The sequence below is a fragment of the Coriobacteriia bacterium genome (assembly GCA_014859305.1).
Lineage (GTDB): Bacteria > Actinomycetota > Coriobacteriia > Anaerosomatales > Kmv31 > Kmv31.
The window spans coordinates 1-14,319 of record JACUUM010000052.1 but is presented as its reverse complement, the minus strand read 5'-3'; the positions used below and the strand labels follow the sequence as shown (position 1 = coordinate 14,319).

Here is a 14,319-nt window from a genome sequence, read left to right as displayed (position 1 = left end):
CGGCCTCCTGGGGGCGGCGGTGGACGTCGCTGCCGGGGAGGCGCAGGCCCTGCTCGTGGGCGACGTCGGCCTCGCGTCCGCGCGGTGAGCGATGGGCCGCCCCCTTCGAAAGTGCGGCCCGAGGAGGAACGGCGGGGCGGGGGAGCGGTTCCCCGCCCTCCTGGCCGTCTTCGGGCTCGTCCTGGTGGTCGTCGCGGGACGGCTGGTCTGGATGCAGGCCGTCGCGGCACCCGCGTTCGCCGAGCTGGCGGAGCAGCAGCGGCTGCGCGAGACCGAGCTCGCGCCGAAGCGCGGCGCGATCCTCGACCGCGAAGGCGAGCAGCTGGCCGTGACGACGGATGCCAGGACGGTCTTCGCCACACCGTACCTGGTGGAGGACAAGAAGGGCACGGCTCGGGCGCTGGCCGAGACGCTCGGCGGCGACGCGGCCGAGTACGAGCGGCGCCTGGGCAAGGAGACGGGCTTCGTCTACATCGAGCGCAAGGTGGACATGGAGCGAGCCTCGGCCGTCGAGGACCTGCAGCTCGCCGGCGTGGGCCTGCTGGAGGACTCCAAGCGCAGCTATCCGTCCGGCGAGCTCGCGTGCCACATCCTCGGCTTCGTCGGGGTGGACGACATGGGCCTCGCGGGGATCGAGAAGCAATACGACGAGCTGCTGGCCGGCACCCCGGGGCGCCTCATCGCGGAACGGGACCCCTTCGGTCGGCCGATCCCGGGGGGGCTGATCAGCCGCGAGGAGCCTGTGGACGGTTCCGACCTCGTGCTCACCATCGACAAGGACATCCAGTACGAGGCGCAGCTACGGCTGGCCGAGACCGTCGAGAAGTGGAGGGCGGCGAGCGGCTCGGTCGTGGTCATGGACCCGCGCAACGGCGAGGTGCTCGCTCTCGCGTCCACCCCGGGGTTCGACCCCAACCGCTATGGGCGGGCCAAGCCCCAATCCCTGCGGAACCGCCCGGTGACCGACACCTACGAGCCGGGGTCGACGGTGAAGTCGCTCACGGCCGCGGCCGTACTGGAAGAGGGGCTGCTCGAGCCGGACTCCGTCCTGGAGCTCCCGCCCACGCTCAAGCTCGGCGGCCGCACGATCAAGGAGTCGCACCCGCGCGGGACGGTCCGCTGGACGCTCGCCGAGATCGTGACGAACTCCAGCAACGTCGGCGCGGTGAAGCTGGGGCAGGCCCTCGGTGAGCAGGGGCTGTACGACCAGTTCGCACGCTTCGGTCTCACGGAGCGCACGGGTATCGACTTCCCCGGCGAGGCCAAGGGGTGGTTGCCGCCCGTCTCGCAGTGGTCCGCGAGCTCGATCGGCAACATCCCGTTCGGGCAGGGCGTCTCCGTGACGCCGCTCCAGCTCGCCCGCGCGCTCGCCGCGATCGCCAACGGGGGAGAGCTGGTCACGCCGCACCTGCTGCTCGACGTGCCGGCCCGGCCGGACGAGATGCCGGTGGGGGAGAAGCGCCGCGCGCTGTCCCCCGAGGCGGCGGCCAAGACGAGCAAGGTCCTCGAGGCCGTCGTGACCGAGGGCACCGGGGACGCCGCTCGCGTGTCGGGTTACACCGTGGCGGGCAAGACCGGCACCGCCCAGAAGGCGCGCAAGGACGGGCGCGGGTACGCGGGCGGCGGCCACGTCGGCTCGTTCTGCGGCTACCTGCCCGCCGAGGACCCGCGCCTGCTGATCGTCGTGACGGTCGACACGCCGAGGAAGGCCATCTACGGGGGGGTGGTGGCCGCGCCCGCCTTCGCGGAGATCGCCCGCTTCGCCGCCGGGCACCTGAGGATCCCGCCGACCGGCGCGGACGAGACGGCGGCGGCGGAGAAGGGCGCCGCTGGACCGGGAGGACCGGACGAGGCCGGGCGGGAGCGCACCGGGCGGAACGGTCCGTCAACGGGTGCGTCGCCATGACGGGGGCGGGAGCGGGGTATGCTAGTATCGTCCGTCCCGTCCCGGTGGTGAACGTGGAACCGACGACCCTACGCACGCTGCTCGCCGACAGCGTCGCCGAGTTCCTCGGCGATGCCGACACGCCCGTCACCGGCATAGCGTACCGCTCGGACGCGGTGCGCCCGGGCGAGGCGTTCTTCTGCATCCCCGGATTCGATCACGACGGCCACGACTTCGCGGGGGACGCGTTGGCGCACGGCGCCGCGGCGCTCGTCGTGGAGCGGCCCCTCGGGGTGCCCGCGCCCCAGGCGGTGGTGCCGCGCACGCGGCCCGCCCTCTCCCTGGCGGCCGCGCGGGTCCACGGTCACCCCAGCCGCAGCCTCGACGTCGTGGGGGTGACGGGCACGAACGGCAAGACCACGACGACCTACCTGGTGGAGAGCATCCTTCGGGTGGCGGGACGGAACCCCGGGCTCCTCGGCACCGTGGAGACGCGCGTCGGCGGCCGGCGGCTGGTCTCGGCGCGCACCACCCCGGAGTCGGCGGACCTGCAGCGGCTGCTGGCGGAGATGGCCGCGGATGGGGCGGACGCCGCGGTCATGGAGGTGTCGTCGCATGCCATCGACCTGCACCGCGTCGACGCCGTGCGCTTCGCCGTGGCGGCCTTCACGAACCTGTCCCAGGACCACTTGGACTTCCACCACACCATCGAGGAGTACTTCTCCGTCAAGAAGCGTCTCTTCACCGACGGCGAGGTGGGAACGGCCGTGCTGAACGTGGACGACCCCTACTGCGCGGCGGTGGCGGCGGAGCGCGGGGGGGTCACGGTCGGACGCGACCCCGAGGCCGACGTACGGGCGGTCTGCGAGCGCCCGGGGGCCCGAGGGACGGTGTTCACGCTGCTCGCTGGCGGCCACGAGCACGTGGTCGACCTCCCGCTGCCCGGCGCGTACAACGTCTCCAACGCGCTCGTCGCCGCCGGATGCGCGCTGGCGCTGGGCGTGACCGGGGAGGACGTCGCGCGCGGCCTGTCCTCCGCCGGGCAGGTGCCCGGCAGGCTCGAGCGCGTGGAAGCGGGCCAGCCCTTCGGCGTGCTCGTCGACTACGCGCACACCCCCGACGGCCTGCAGAAGGCCCTCGCCGCCGTGCGGGACGTGACCGCCGGCAGGGTCCTCGCCGTGTTCGGATGCGGCGGGGACCGCGATCCGGAGAAGCGGCCGCTGATGGGCGAGGCGGCGGGGCGGCTGGCCGACTTCGTGGTGGTCACGAGCGACAACCCCCGTTCGGAGGACCCGGTGGGCATCATCCTGCAGATCGAGGACGGTCTTCGCGCTGCCGGCGCGGCGTACGTCGCGGAGGTCGACCGTCGCCGCGCCATCCGCCACGCGCTGTCGGCGGCGGAGCCGGGAGACACCGTGCTGATAGCCGGCAAGGGTCATGAGGACTACCAGGTCTTCGCGGACAGGACGATCCACTTCGACGACCGCGAGGTGGCGCGGGAGGAGCTGGGGAGACTGTGCTGAGGCTGGATCTGCCCACGATGCTCGAGGTGACCGGCGGAGAGCTGGTCTCCGGGCCCGATTCGGTCATGGTCAACGGCCTGGCGATCGACTCGCGCGACGTGGAGCCCGGCGCCGTCTTCGTGGCATTCGGCGGGGAACGGGCCGATGGGCACGCGTTCCTCGGCGAGGCGGTGGCGCGGGGAGCGCGCGCGCTCGTCGTGACCCGCGACGACGACGTCGTCCGGGCGGCCTCCGTCGCCACGGGCCGTCACCAGCAGCCCGCGCTCGTGCTCGTGCCCGACGCCCTCGCCGCGGTCCAGGCGCTCGCCGCGCACCATCGGGACAGGTTGATGTGCCCGGTGATCGGCGTCACCGGCTCCACAGGCAAGACGACCACGAAGGACCTCATCGAGGCCGCTCTCACCGCGCGGTTCAGCGTGGTGGCGACCCGGGGGAACCAGAACAACGAGCTCGGCGTGCCGCTGACGCTGCTCGCGGCCGGGGCCGAGACCGAGGCGGTCGTGATCGAGATGGCGATGCGGGGCGCGGGTCAGATCGCGCGCCTCTGCGAGACCGCGCGCCCGACGCACGGGCTCGTGACCAACGTCGGCGTCAGCCACGTCGGCTTGCTGGGCAGCGCCGAGGCGGTCGCGGAGGCCAAGGGCGAGCTGGTGGAGGCGGTGCCGCTGACCGGCGTCGTCTACCTCAACGGCGACGACGCCGCGTCGCGCGCGCTGGCGGCCCGGGCCGCCGCACCGGTCGTCATGTACGGGCTGGGCGAGGACAACGACGTGCGCGCGCTGGACGTCGCCGTCTCGGCCGAGGGGTGTCCCTCGTTCACGCTGGCGGCCCGGGGCAGCGAAGCGGAAGTGGTCCTGGCCGTGTGCGGACGCCACAACGTCTACAACGCCCTGGGCGCCGCGGCCGTCGCTCTGGACCTCGGTCTGAGCGTCGAGGAGACGGCACAGGGGCTCGCCTGCGCGTCCCCGGGCGACATGCGGATGCAGGTCTTCACCAGCGCGAGCGGCGTGACGGTGGTCAACGACGCGTACAACGCGAACCCCACGTCGATGCGCGCGGCGCTGCAGGCCCTGGACGACATGACGACGGAGGGCCGGCGCATAGCGGTCCTCGGCGACATGGCCGAGCTCGGCTCGCTGACCGAGCTCGCGCACTTCCAGCTCGGCGAGCAGATCGCCCGGCATGCGGTGGACGTGCTCGTCACCGTGGGCGAGAAGGGGCGGCGGATCGCCGACGGCGCCCGTGCCGCCGGGGTCGACCCCGACGCCGTCCGGCCGTGCGTCACCGTGGAGGAGGCCTCCGAGGTCCTGGACGACGTGGTCGAGCCGGGCGATCTGGTGCTGGTCAAGGCGTCGCGATCGGTCGGACTGGAGCGCGTCGTGGAGGGGATCGTGACGCCGCATGTTCGGTAGGCTCGCGCTCTACCCCACATACCAGGTCTTCTTCACGACCGTCACCGCCCTGGTGATCGCCGGCGCCCTCTTCCCGCTGTGGATCCGGCTCCTTCGGTTCCGCAACATCGGCCAGCAGATCCGCGCCGACGGCCCTCAGGGGCACCTCGTGAAGCAGGGGACGCCGACGATGGGCGGGGTGCTCATCCTGCTGGTCGCCGCCGCGGTGTACTTCATCATGCAGGCGGTCGAGCGCCGCAGCCTGCTGGCGCTGCTCGTCATGGTCGCGTGCGGGGTGCTGGGTTTCATCGACGACTACGCGAAGGTCATCAACGAGCGTTCGCTGGGTCTGCGTCCCCGGGCGAAGATCCTCGGACAGGCCGCCGTCGCGCTCGCGTTCGGTCTGCTCGCCGTGAACTGGGCCGGGATCAGCAGCGAGGTGAGCCTGCCGCTCCTTCAGCCGATCGACCTGGGGTTCTTCACGAGCACGTTCCACGTCGGCGACATGGCGCTCCAGGTGCCCTGGGCGTACGTCGGGCTGCTGTTCCTGATGATCATCGCGTTCTCCAACACGGTGAACCTCACCGACGGGCTCGACGGCCTGGCCGCCGGGACCGTCACCATCGTCATGCTGGCCTTCGCGGGCATCGCGTTCCGCCAGGACCACCTGGAGGTGGCGCTCTTCGCCGCCGCGGTGGCCGGCGCGTGCGTCGGGTTCCTGTGGTACAACAGCCACCCCGCCGACATCTTCATGGGCGACACGGGGTCGCTCGGCCTGGGGGCCGCGATCGCCGCGCTCGCCATCGTCACCAAGACGGAGCTGCTCTCGGTCGTCATCGGCGGGATCTACGTGGTCGAGGGGCTGTCGGTGATCCTGCAGGTCGCGAGCTACAAGCTCACGCGCAGGCGCATCTTCCGGATGGCGCCCATCCACCACCACTTCGAGATGATCGGCTGGTCGGAGACCAAGGTCATGGTGCGCTTCTGGATCGTCACCGGCATCCTCGCCGGCGCGGGCTTCGCGCTGTACTTCGTCGCCACGGTGAGGAGGTGAGCGGGATGGGCGGTCCGGTCGCGCGCGGCGCCGACGAGCGCGCGCGGCGCGTCCTCGTCCTCGGCCTGGGGCGCTCGGGCCGCGCGACGGCGCGCTACCTCGCCGCGCGTGCCGCGACCGGCGAGCCGGTCGCGGTCTCGGTCGTCGACGAGGCCGACACCGGCGAGTTGCGCGCCGCTGCCGACGAGTTGAGGGCGCTGGGCGTCGAGGTGGCCCTGGGAGCGGCGGAGGCGCCGCCGGCCGAGCTGGTCGTCGCCAGCCCCGGGATCCCGCCGTCCAGCCGGCTCATGCGCTCGGCGGCGGCGCTCGGGGTGCCGGTCGTGTCCGAGGTGGAGTTCGCCTTCGCCCGCTCGCGCTCCCCGTGGGTGGCCGTCACCGGCACGAACGGCAAGACGACGGTGACGTGCCTGGCGGCCCACCTGCTCGCGTGCTCCGGGGTGCCGGTGGAGACGGTGGGCAACATCGGCACGCCCCCGATCAGTGTGGTGGAGGCCGCGGGTGAAGCCACGGTGCTGGTCGCCGAGGTATCCTCGTTCCAGCTCGCCGCCACCGCGGCGTTCCGTCCTCGGGTCGCCGTGCTGCTCAACATAACGCCCGACCACCTCGACTGGCACGACGGGATGGCCGGCTACGCGGCGGACAAGGCGAGGGTCTTCGCGAACCAGGGGCCCGACGACTTCGCCGTGGTGGTCGTCGACGACCCCGGGGCGGCGCCGTACGCGGACGAGGTCGCCGCGCGCGGGGTGAGGGTGTGCCGCGTGAGCCTGCGCGAGTGGCACGCCGGAGGGGCGGGGCTGCTCGACGGGGATCTCGCACTGGACTCCCCGGAAGGCCCGGTGCGTCTCATCCCAGTCGACGAGCTGCCGCTGCCGGGACGCCACAACGTGCTCAACGCGCTGGCAGCGGCGGCGGCCGCGGCGGAGACCGGGGCGACCGCGGAGGGGGTGCGAGAGGGGCTGCGGACCTTCCGGCCGGTGCCGCACCGGCTGGAGGCGGTGGCCGTGGTCGCCGGCGTCGAGTACGTGGACGACTCGAAAGCCACGAACCCGGACGCCGTCGTCAAGGCGTTGGAGGCCTTCGAGGACCGGCCGGTGGTGGCGCTGCTGGGCGGGTACCCGAAGAGGACGGGTTTCGGACAGATGGCGCGGGCGGTGGCCGCGCACGCCCGCGCCGCAGTGCTCTTCGGCGAGGCGGCCGACGAGATCGCGCGCGCCTTCGAGGGCCTGGACGTGCGTGTCGAGCGAGCCGGCAGGCTCGCCGAGGCGGTCGGCAGGGCCGCGGCGGCGGCCGACCCGGGTGACGTCGTGCTCCTCGCGCCGGGCTGTGCGTCATTCGACGAGTTCTCAAGCTACGCCGAGCGCGGGGAGGCGTTCGCGGACGCGGTGCGCGCGCTGTCCGAGGGGGAGCGGGATGTCTGAGCGTGCCTACGCCGGCGGCCCGCAGGGCCGGTACCTGCTTCTGGGCGCCACCGTGTCGCTGGTCGTCCTCGGGCTCGTGATGATCTGGTCCGCGTCGTCGGCGGCGGACTTCGTGCGGCTCGGCGACAGCGCGTACCACGTGAAGCGGCAGGCCGCCTCGGCCGCGGCGGGCCTCGTGCTCATGCTGGTGCTGGAGCGGATCGACTTCCACCGCTTGCAGCGGTACTCGTGGGTGCTGTGGGGCGCCTCGGCGGCGGGGCTGCTCGCGGTTCTCGTCTCGGGCATCGGGAAGTGGGGCTCGACGCGCTGGGCGGTCGTGGGAGGCCTGACGATCCAGCCCTCGGAGTACGCCAAGGCGGCGGTCGTCATGGTGACGGCGTCACTGCTGACCGCGTGGTGCGCGGGGCGGCTCGCGGACAAGGACCTGTTCGGGCGCCTGGCGCTGGCGGTCGTGCCGGTGGTGGTGCTGATCATGGCGCAGCCCGACCTCGGCACGACGATCGCGCTCGTCGCCGCGGTCTACCTGGTGCTCCTGCTCGGCGGCCTGAGGAAGCGGTATCTGGCCGCGATGGGCGCGCTGGGCGCGTCGTTGTGCACGCTGGCGGTCTTCACGAACGCCGAGCGCGCGGCGCGGTTCGTCGCGTTCCTCGACCCCTGGGCGGATCCCCGCGGCGACGGCTACCAGACCATCCAGGCGTTCCTGGCGTTCGGCTCGGGTGGTCCGACGGGCGTGGGACTGGGGATGTCCGACCAGAAGTTCTTCTACCTGCCGGCAGCGCACACGGACTTCATCCTCGCGATCATCGGGGAGGAGTTGGGGCTCTTCGGGAGCCTGGGCGTCGTGGGCGCCTTCGGCGTGTTCGCGTACGCGGGGTTCCGGATCGCGATGGGTACGCGGGACCGGTTCGGCCGGTTGCTGGCCGGCGGGCTGACCGCCATGATCGTCGCCCAAGCGGTCATGAACATGGCGGCGGTGACCGCGCTCATGCCGGTCACGGGCATCCCCCTGCCACTGGTGAGCTACGGAGGCTCGTCGCTCACGTTCACGCTGTTGTGCGTCGGTGTCGTGCTCTCGGTCGCCCGGCGCGGATGCGCCGGCCGGGGGCGACGGGTCAGACCGGAAGGGGAGAGGTCCCACGATGCGCTACCTGCTCAGCGCGGGCGGTACCGCCGGGCACGTCTACCCGGCACTGACGGTGGCCGCGCGGCTGCTGGAAGGCGGGCATGACGAGGTGCTGTTCGTCGGCACCCCCGGCGGGCTCGAGGCCGCGCTCGTCCCGCAGGCCGAGGTGCCGTTCACGGCGCTGCCGGCCCGGGGCTTCGACCGCTCCGCGCCGCTGTCGCTGCCGATCGCGCTCGGGGTGCTCGCCGCGTCCACGGTCCGGGCGAGGCGACTGGTGCGGTCGTGGGGGCCCGACGTGGTGGTGGGGTTCGGCGGGTACGCCTCGATACCAGTGGGCTTGGCGGCCGCGGCGACCCGTACGCCGCTCGTGCTGCACGAGCAGAACTCCGTCCCGGGTCTGGCCAACCGGCTGCTGTCGCGCTTCGCCGCGGCGGTGGGCGTCACGTACCCCGGCTCGGTGCCCTTCCTGGCGCGGCCCGAGCGCGCCTCGGTCACCGGCAACCCGGTGCGCGAGTCCGTCCTGGCCGCCCGGCGGGAGGAGGCGCGGCGCTCCCTTGGGTATACGAATGACGACCTCGTGCTGCTCGTCTTCGGCGGGAGCAGAGGGGCCAGGCACCTGAACGACGCGATGCTTGACCTATACGAGAGGCTGATGGTAGAGCCGCGGTTGCGGGTGATGCACGCCGCCGGTAGGATTGGGGCCGCATCCGTGAGGGAGAAGCTCGCGCAGCGCGGCGGGGACCCGGAGCGGTACCGCGTGCTCGACTACATCGACGACATGGGTTCGGCGCTCTCCGCGGCGGACCTCGTCATCGCCAGGGCGGGGGCGACGTCGATCGCCGAGGTCACGGCGTCGGGCAAGCCGGCCGTGCTGGTGCCGTACCCGTACGCCACGGACGACCACCAGACGTTGAACGCGCGTGCGGTCGCTGCGGCCGGGGCCGGCGTCGCGGTCGCGGACGCCGACCTGGACTCGCCGCTCTTCGCGGAGACGGTCGAGCGGCTGCTGGCCGACGGGGGAGAGAGGCGGCGCATGGCGGACGCATCCGCGGCGCTGGGAAGGCCGCGAGCCGCGGAGGCCGTGGCGGAGATGGCGCGCGCGGCCGCGGGCCGCACGCGGCGACGGAGCAGGGCGGAGGGCGAGTGATCGAGCCAGCGCTACCGGGCGCCGCGAGCGCGGAGAGGGTCGACGCCCATTTCATCGGCGTGGGCGGCGCGGGGATGAGCGGCATCGCGCGGGTCCTGGCCGCACGGGGTGCGAGCGTGACCGGGTCGGACCTGAAGGACTCGCGGTACCTGCGCACGCTCGCGGAGTCGGGCGTCCGCGTGTTCCTCGGGCACGCCGCGTCGAACCTCGGCGACCCCCGCGTGGTCGTGGTGTCCTCGGCCGTCCCCGAGACGAACCCCGAGCTCGCCGAGGCGCGAAGGCGCGGCCTCCCGGTGTGGCCCAGGGCGAGGATGCTCGCTCACCTCGCCGGCGACCGGCAGACGGTGGCTGTGGCCGGCACCCACGGCAAGACGACCACCAGCTCGATGATCGCCAAGATGCTCGACGGCGCCGGGGCCGACCCGACCTTCCTTATCGGCGGGGAGCTGAACGACATGGGCGCCAACGCCCGCTGCGGCCAGGGCCGTCACTACGTTGTCGAGGCCGACGAGTCCGACGGCTCGTTCATGTTCCTGGACCCCCGCGTCGCCGTCGTGACGAACGTGGAAGCCGACCATCTCGACCACTACGCCGACCTCGCGGAGGTGTGCCGGACGTTCGTGGCCTTCCTGTCCAAGACCTCCGAGGACGGCTGCGTCGTGACCTGCGCGGACGACGCCGGCGCGGTCCGGGTCGCCAGGGCGTGCGGGCGGCGCGCGGTGACGTACGGGACCGCCGAGGACGCCGACGTGCGATGCGAAGGGATGCGCCGGGAGGGCGAGGGTTACGCGTTCACGCTGCGGGTGCCGGGCGGCGAGAGGACCGAAGCGGTCACGAAGGTGCCCGGGATGCACAACGTGCTCAACGCGACCGCCGCCCTCGCCACGGCATGGGTGCTCGACGTCGACCTCTCCGCGGCGGCCGAGTCGCTCGCGGCGTTCACCGGGGTCCGGCGGCGGTTCGACCGCCTCGGCGAGGCGGCGGGCGTCACGGTCGTGGACGACTACGCTCACCACCCCACCGAGGTGCGCGCCACCCTGGCCGCTGCCCGCGAGGGCGGCTACCGGCGGGTGGTGGCGGTCTTCCAGCCCCACCGCTTCTCTCGCACCGCCGCTCTGGGCCGCGAGTTCGCCGAGGCGTTCGAGGCGGCGGACCGGGTCGTGCTGATGGACGTCTACGGCGCCGGCGAGTCGCCGATCCCGGGGGTGAGCGGCAAGACGGTGCTCGACGCGGTGCTCGGCGCGCGCCCGCGCTCGCGGGTGGCCTACCTGCCGCACCGCGGAGACGTCGCGAGCTTCGTGGCCGCATCCGTGCTGCCCGGCGACCTCGTGTTGACCATGGGCGCCGGCGACGTGACCACGCTGGGACCGGAGCTCCTGCGCGAGCTCGGAGGCGGGGAGGCAGCCGCGGCATGCTCCTGAGGGAGGCCACGGATCGGCTGCGCGCCGCGCTCGCCGGCGAGGTCCGCTCGGACGAGCCCATGAGCCGCCACACCACGTTCCGCATCGGTGGACCGGCGAGCATCTACGCGGTGACCGACACGCTGGGCGAACTGTCCTCGGCGCTGCACGTGCTGGCCGACGAGGGCACCCCTTGGGTCGTGCTCGGCAAGGGCTCCAACGTGCTGGTCTCCGACGAGGGGTACGTGGGCGCGGTGCTGGTGCTCGGCCGCGAGTTCCGGCGCCACACCGTGACCGAGGACCGCATGGAGGCGGGCGCGGGATGCACGCTCGCCGCCCTCGTGCAGTACGCGTTCTCCCGCGGACTGGCCGGCCTGGAGTTCGCCGTCGGCATCCCCGGCACCCTGGGCGGTGCGCTGGTCGGCAACGCAGGCGCGCGCGAGGGGTGCATCGGCGCCATCGTCGAGTCGGTCACGCTCTTCGAGCCGGGCGAGGGGCTGCTGCGGCTGAGCGGCGCCGACATCGCGTGGGGTTACCGAACGAGCGGATTGCGCGGTCGCGGTATCATCGTCGAGGGCGGGTTGCGCGTCACACCGGGAGACCGCGGGCGCATCCGCCACAGCATGGAGACCGGCTTCGCCCGGCGCAAGGCGAGCCAGCCCGTCGGCGTGCCCTCGGCCGGGAGCGTGTTCGTCAACCCGGAGGGCCACTCGGCGGGGCGGCTCATCGAGTCGGCCGGCATGAAGGGCGCCCGCGTCGGGGGCGCGCTCGTGTCGCCGGTGCACGCGAACTTCATCGTCAACGACGGCGGCGCGACGGCCGCCGACGTAGCCGCTCTCATCGTGAAGGTACGTCAGGCCGTCAGGGACGCTCATGGCATCAGGCTCGAACCGGAGATCAGGTTCCTCGGGAGGTTCGACGGACCGGCGTAAGGTCCGGATAGGCACCGAGCACGCGCGCCGCGTCAGGCTGCCCGAGGGCAAGGCCAGGGGCCAGGACGCTCCCCGTCCCGCCGGCAGCGCGACTGAGCGCGCTTCGGGAGCGCGCTCGGAGGGCGCCCGCCGAGAGCCCGGCTCCAAGGGACGAAGCACCGTCGCGAGAGACAAGCGCGCCGAGCGCCGGCGGCGGCACGTCCGGCGACGCCGCCGGGACGCGGCGAGGGTGGTGGCGGCGTTGGTGGCGGTGGGCGCCGTGCTCGCCGCAGGGGCGTGGCTGTACCGCTCGCCGTTGCTGTCGGTCGACCGCGTCGAGGTCGTCGGGGCGTCGCACCTGAGCGAGGACCGCGTCCGCGAGATCGCCGCCGTGCCCGCCGGCGTGACGGTGCTGAGCGTGCGGAACTCCGAGATCGAGGAGAGGTTGCGTGCCGAGCCGTGGATCGCCGAGGCGCGGGTTCGGCGCCGTCCTCCGCATACGGTGCGGATCACCGTCGAGGAGCGCGTGCCGGCCGCGCTCATCGACGAGGGAAGCGCGACGCTGTGGCTGGTGGACGAGGAGGGCGTCGTCCTGGGAGAGCGCTCGGCCGAGGACACGTCGGCGCTGGCGGTCGTGCGGGACGTGCCCGGCATCGAAGCCGGGCCCGGCGTGCGCCTGGACTCGGACGCGCTGGACAACGCCTTGCGCGTTCTCCGCGGCATGAGCGCGGAGCTTCGCGCGGAGGTACGAGCGGTCTCCGCGTCGACCGTCGACAAGACCGCGCTGTACACGTACGAGGACGTGGAGATCTTCATCGGGTCGGCCGAGGACCTGGAGCGGAAGGACCTCTTGGCGAGGAGGATCCTGGAAGAGCAGCGCGGCAAGGTGGTGTATATCAACGTGCGGACGGTCGACCGTCCGACGTGGCGCGGTCTCGAGACCGGCGGATAGGCGGAGCCGAGGCGAGGGGGCCGGCGCATTGGCAAGCCGCGGGACCGCCGGCGGCATCACCTACCCCTCACCCGTGACGCTGACCGTCCGGCGGCGTCCTTCAGCGCCGGCGCTGGTCGGCCCTGAGGGCGGGCACGGGGCGAGGAACCTTTCCCGGATCAGGGGTTGCATGAGCGATAACGTTTATGCAAAGATTGACCGTTGGGGTCATTACCTAACGTTAAAGTAAAGGCTGATAGTTCGCCTTTGCGGACGCGGTCAGGGAGGGCACAGATGCTCGAGACGGGGGCGAACTACCTCGCGGTCATCAAGGTCGTCGGGATCGGCGGCGGCGGGACGAACGCCGTGAACCGGATGGTCGAGGCCGGCGTCAAAGGCGTGGAGTTCATAGCGGTCAACACCGACGCGCAGGCTCTGCTGATGTCCGACTCCGACTACAAGGTCCACATCGGCGTCAATCTCACCAAGGGTCTCGGAGCGGGGGCGGATCCGGATGTGGGTCTGCAGGCGGCGGAGGAGAACCGCGGCGAGATCAAGGAGGCGCTGCAGGGCGCCGACATGGTGTTCATCACCGCCGGCGAAGGCGGCGGCACGGGCACTGGAGCGGCGCCGATCATCGCGGAGATCGCGAAGGACGAGATAGGCGCGCTGACGGTGGGCGTCGTCACGCGCCCGTTCGCGTTCGAGGGCCGCAAGAGGGCGCTGCAGGCCGAGGAGGGCATCAAGCGCCTCAGGGACGGAGTGGACACGCTCATCGTCATCCCGAACGACCGCCTTCTGCAGGTCGCGGAGAAGAAGACCTCGATCCTGGACGCGTTCCGGATAGCGGACGACATCCTTCGGCAGGGCACCCAGGGGATCACGGACCTCATCACGGTGCCCGGCCTGATCAACCTGGACTTCGCGGACGTGCGGACGATCATGGCCGACGCGGGCTCCGCCCTCATGGGGATCGGCTTGGCCGCCGGGGACAACCGCTCGCACGACGCGGCGAAGGCCGCCATCTCGAGCCCGCTGCTGGAGAGCAGCATCGAGGGTGCCCAGGGAGTCCTGCTCTCCATCGCCGGCGGGAGCGATCTGGGGCTGTTCGAGGTGAACGAGGCGGCCGAGGTGGTCGCCGCCGCGGCGCACCCCGACGCCAACATCATCTTCGGGGCGGTCATCGACGACTCCATGATGGACCAGATCCGCGTGACCGTGATCGCCACGGGCTTCGAAGGGCGGCGCCGTCAGCAGGCGATGGAGTTCGAGGAGTCCGAGGGCGTCGAGGTCCCCGCGTTCGAGCCGCTGCCCGAGGACGAGCTGGACATCCCGGCGTTCCTGAAGAAGCGGTCGGTCTAGCCGGTACGTGCGACGGCCGCCCGCGGAGACCGCGAAGGCGTCCGTCGAGACGAGAAGGCCCCCGCGCCGTGCCGGTGCGGGGGCCTTCGTGTGCTCGTGGGCACCCTACTCCCGGGAGGGGGGTTCCTCGCCGCGAGGCGGCGGAGCCGCGGGAGGCGCGGGAGGCGCCGGCGG

Annotated in this window: 11 protein-coding genes; all 11 read left to right on the top strand. The window is 72.7% G+C overall.

Features of this window, described 5'->3' with window-relative positions; genetic code table 11:
- The first annotated feature begins 91 nt into the window (after positions 1-91).
- Positions 92-1,906 (top strand): penicillin-binding protein 2, encoded by a 1,815-nt coding sequence (locus IBX62_09365; GenBank protein ID MBE0477292.1) that lies wholly within the window; start codon positions 92-94, stop codon positions 1,904-1,906.
- Complete coding sequence (locus IBX62_09360) at positions 1,903-3,408, top strand: UDP-N-acetylmuramoyl-L-alanyl-D-glutamate--2,6-diaminopimelate ligase (GenBank protein MBE0477291.1); 1,506 nt, start codon at positions 1,903-1,905, stop codon at positions 3,406-3,408. Before IBX62_09365 ends, IBX62_09360 begins: the two co-directional genes overlap by 4 nt.
- Positions 3,402-4,820 (top strand): UDP-N-acetylmuramoyl-tripeptide--D-alanyl-D-alanine ligase, encoded by a 1,419-nt coding sequence (locus tag IBX62_09355; GenBank protein ID MBE0477290.1) that lies wholly within the window; start codon positions 3,402-3,404, stop codon positions 4,818-4,820. Before IBX62_09360 ends, IBX62_09355 begins: the two co-directional genes overlap by 7 nt.
- Complete coding sequence (locus tag IBX62_09350; GenBank protein ID MBE0477289.1) at positions 4,810-5,853, top strand: phospho-N-acetylmuramoyl-pentapeptide-transferase; 1,044 nt, start codon at positions 4,810-4,812, stop codon at positions 5,851-5,853. The genes IBX62_09355 and IBX62_09350 overlap by 11 nt, the downstream gene beginning before the upstream one ends.
- Before the next feature lie 5 nt (positions 5,854-5,858).
- Positions 5,859-7,271, top strand: a complete 1,413-nt coding sequence (gene murD / locus IBX62_09345) for a UDP-N-acetylmuramoyl-L-alanine--D-glutamate ligase (protein MBE0477288.1) — start codon at positions 5,859-5,861, stop codon at positions 7,269-7,271.
- Positions 7,264-8,499: a putative lipid II flippase FtsW gene (gene ftsW, locus IBX62_09340; protein ID MBE0477287.1), complete on the top strand. Its 1,236-nt coding sequence runs from the start codon at positions 7,264-7,266 to the stop codon at positions 8,497-8,499. The genes murD and ftsW overlap by 8 nt, the downstream gene beginning before the upstream one ends.
- On the top strand, positions 8,411-9,541 hold the full coding sequence (murG, locus tag IBX62_09335) for an undecaprenyldiphospho-muramoylpentapeptide beta-N-acetylglucosaminyltransferase (GenBank protein MBE0477286.1): 1,131 nt from the start codon (positions 8,411-8,413) through the stop codon (positions 9,539-9,541). The genes ftsW and murG overlap by 89 nt, the downstream gene beginning before the upstream one ends.
- 74 nt (positions 9,542-9,615) lie before the next feature.
- A complete protein-coding gene (locus tag IBX62_09330) occupies positions 9,616-10,962 on the top strand; it encodes a UDP-N-acetylmuramate--L-alanine ligase (protein MBE0477285.1) in 1,347 nt (448 codons plus the stop codon).
- Positions 10,953-11,873, top strand: a complete 921-nt coding sequence (murB, locus tag IBX62_09325) for a UDP-N-acetylmuramate dehydrogenase (protein MBE0477284.1) — start codon at positions 10,953-10,955, stop codon at positions 11,871-11,873. Before IBX62_09330 ends, murB begins: the two co-directional genes overlap by 10 nt.
- A gap of 232 nt (positions 11,874-12,105) precedes the next feature.
- Positions 12,106-12,804, top strand: a complete 699-nt coding sequence (locus IBX62_09320) for an FtsQ-type POTRA domain-containing protein (GenBank protein MBE0477283.1) — start codon at positions 12,106-12,108, stop codon at positions 12,802-12,804.
- 273 nt (positions 12,805-13,077) lie between these two features.
- Positions 13,078-14,145 (top strand): cell division protein FtsZ, encoded by a 1,068-nt coding sequence (gene ftsZ / locus IBX62_09315; GenBank protein ID MBE0477282.1) that lies wholly within the window; start codon positions 13,078-13,080, stop codon positions 14,143-14,145.
- The last annotated feature ends 174 nt before the right edge of the window (positions 14,146-14,319 follow it).

Bases quoted from the DNA above. Each gene is read 5' to 3' on its own strand.
- ftsZ (MBE0477282.1), top strand. From the start codon at position 13,078: ATGCTCGAGACGGGGGCGAACTACCTCGCGGTCATCAAGGTCGTCGGG.
- IBX62_09350 (MBE0477289.1), top strand. From the start codon at position 4,810: ATGTTCGGTAGGCTCGCGCTCTACCCCACATACCAGGTCTTCTTCACG.
- IBX62_09330 (MBE0477285.1), top strand. From the start codon at position 9,616: ATGAGCGGCATCGCGCGGGTCCTGGCCGCACGGGGTGCGAGCGTGACC.
- IBX62_09365 (MBE0477292.1), top strand. From the start codon at position 92: ATGGGCCGCCCCCTTCGAAAGTGCGGCCCGAGGAGGAACGGCGGGGCG.
- murB (MBE0477284.1), top strand. From the start codon at position 10,953: ATGCTCCTGAGGGAGGCCACGGATCGGCTGCGCGCCGCGCTCGCCGGC.
- murD (MBE0477288.1), top strand. From the start codon at position 5,859: ATGGGCGGTCCGGTCGCGCGCGGCGCCGACGAGCGCGCGCGGCGCGTC.
- ftsW (MBE0477287.1), top strand. From the start codon at position 7,264: ATGTCTGAGCGTGCCTACGCCGGCGGCCCGCAGGGCCGGTACCTGCTT.
- murG (MBE0477286.1), top strand. From the start codon at position 8,411: ATGCGCTACCTGCTCAGCGCGGGCGGTACCGCCGGGCACGTCTACCCG.
- IBX62_09360 (MBE0477291.1), top strand. From the start codon at position 1,903: ATGACGGGGGCGGGAGCGGGGTATGCTAGTATCGTCCGTCCCGTCCCG.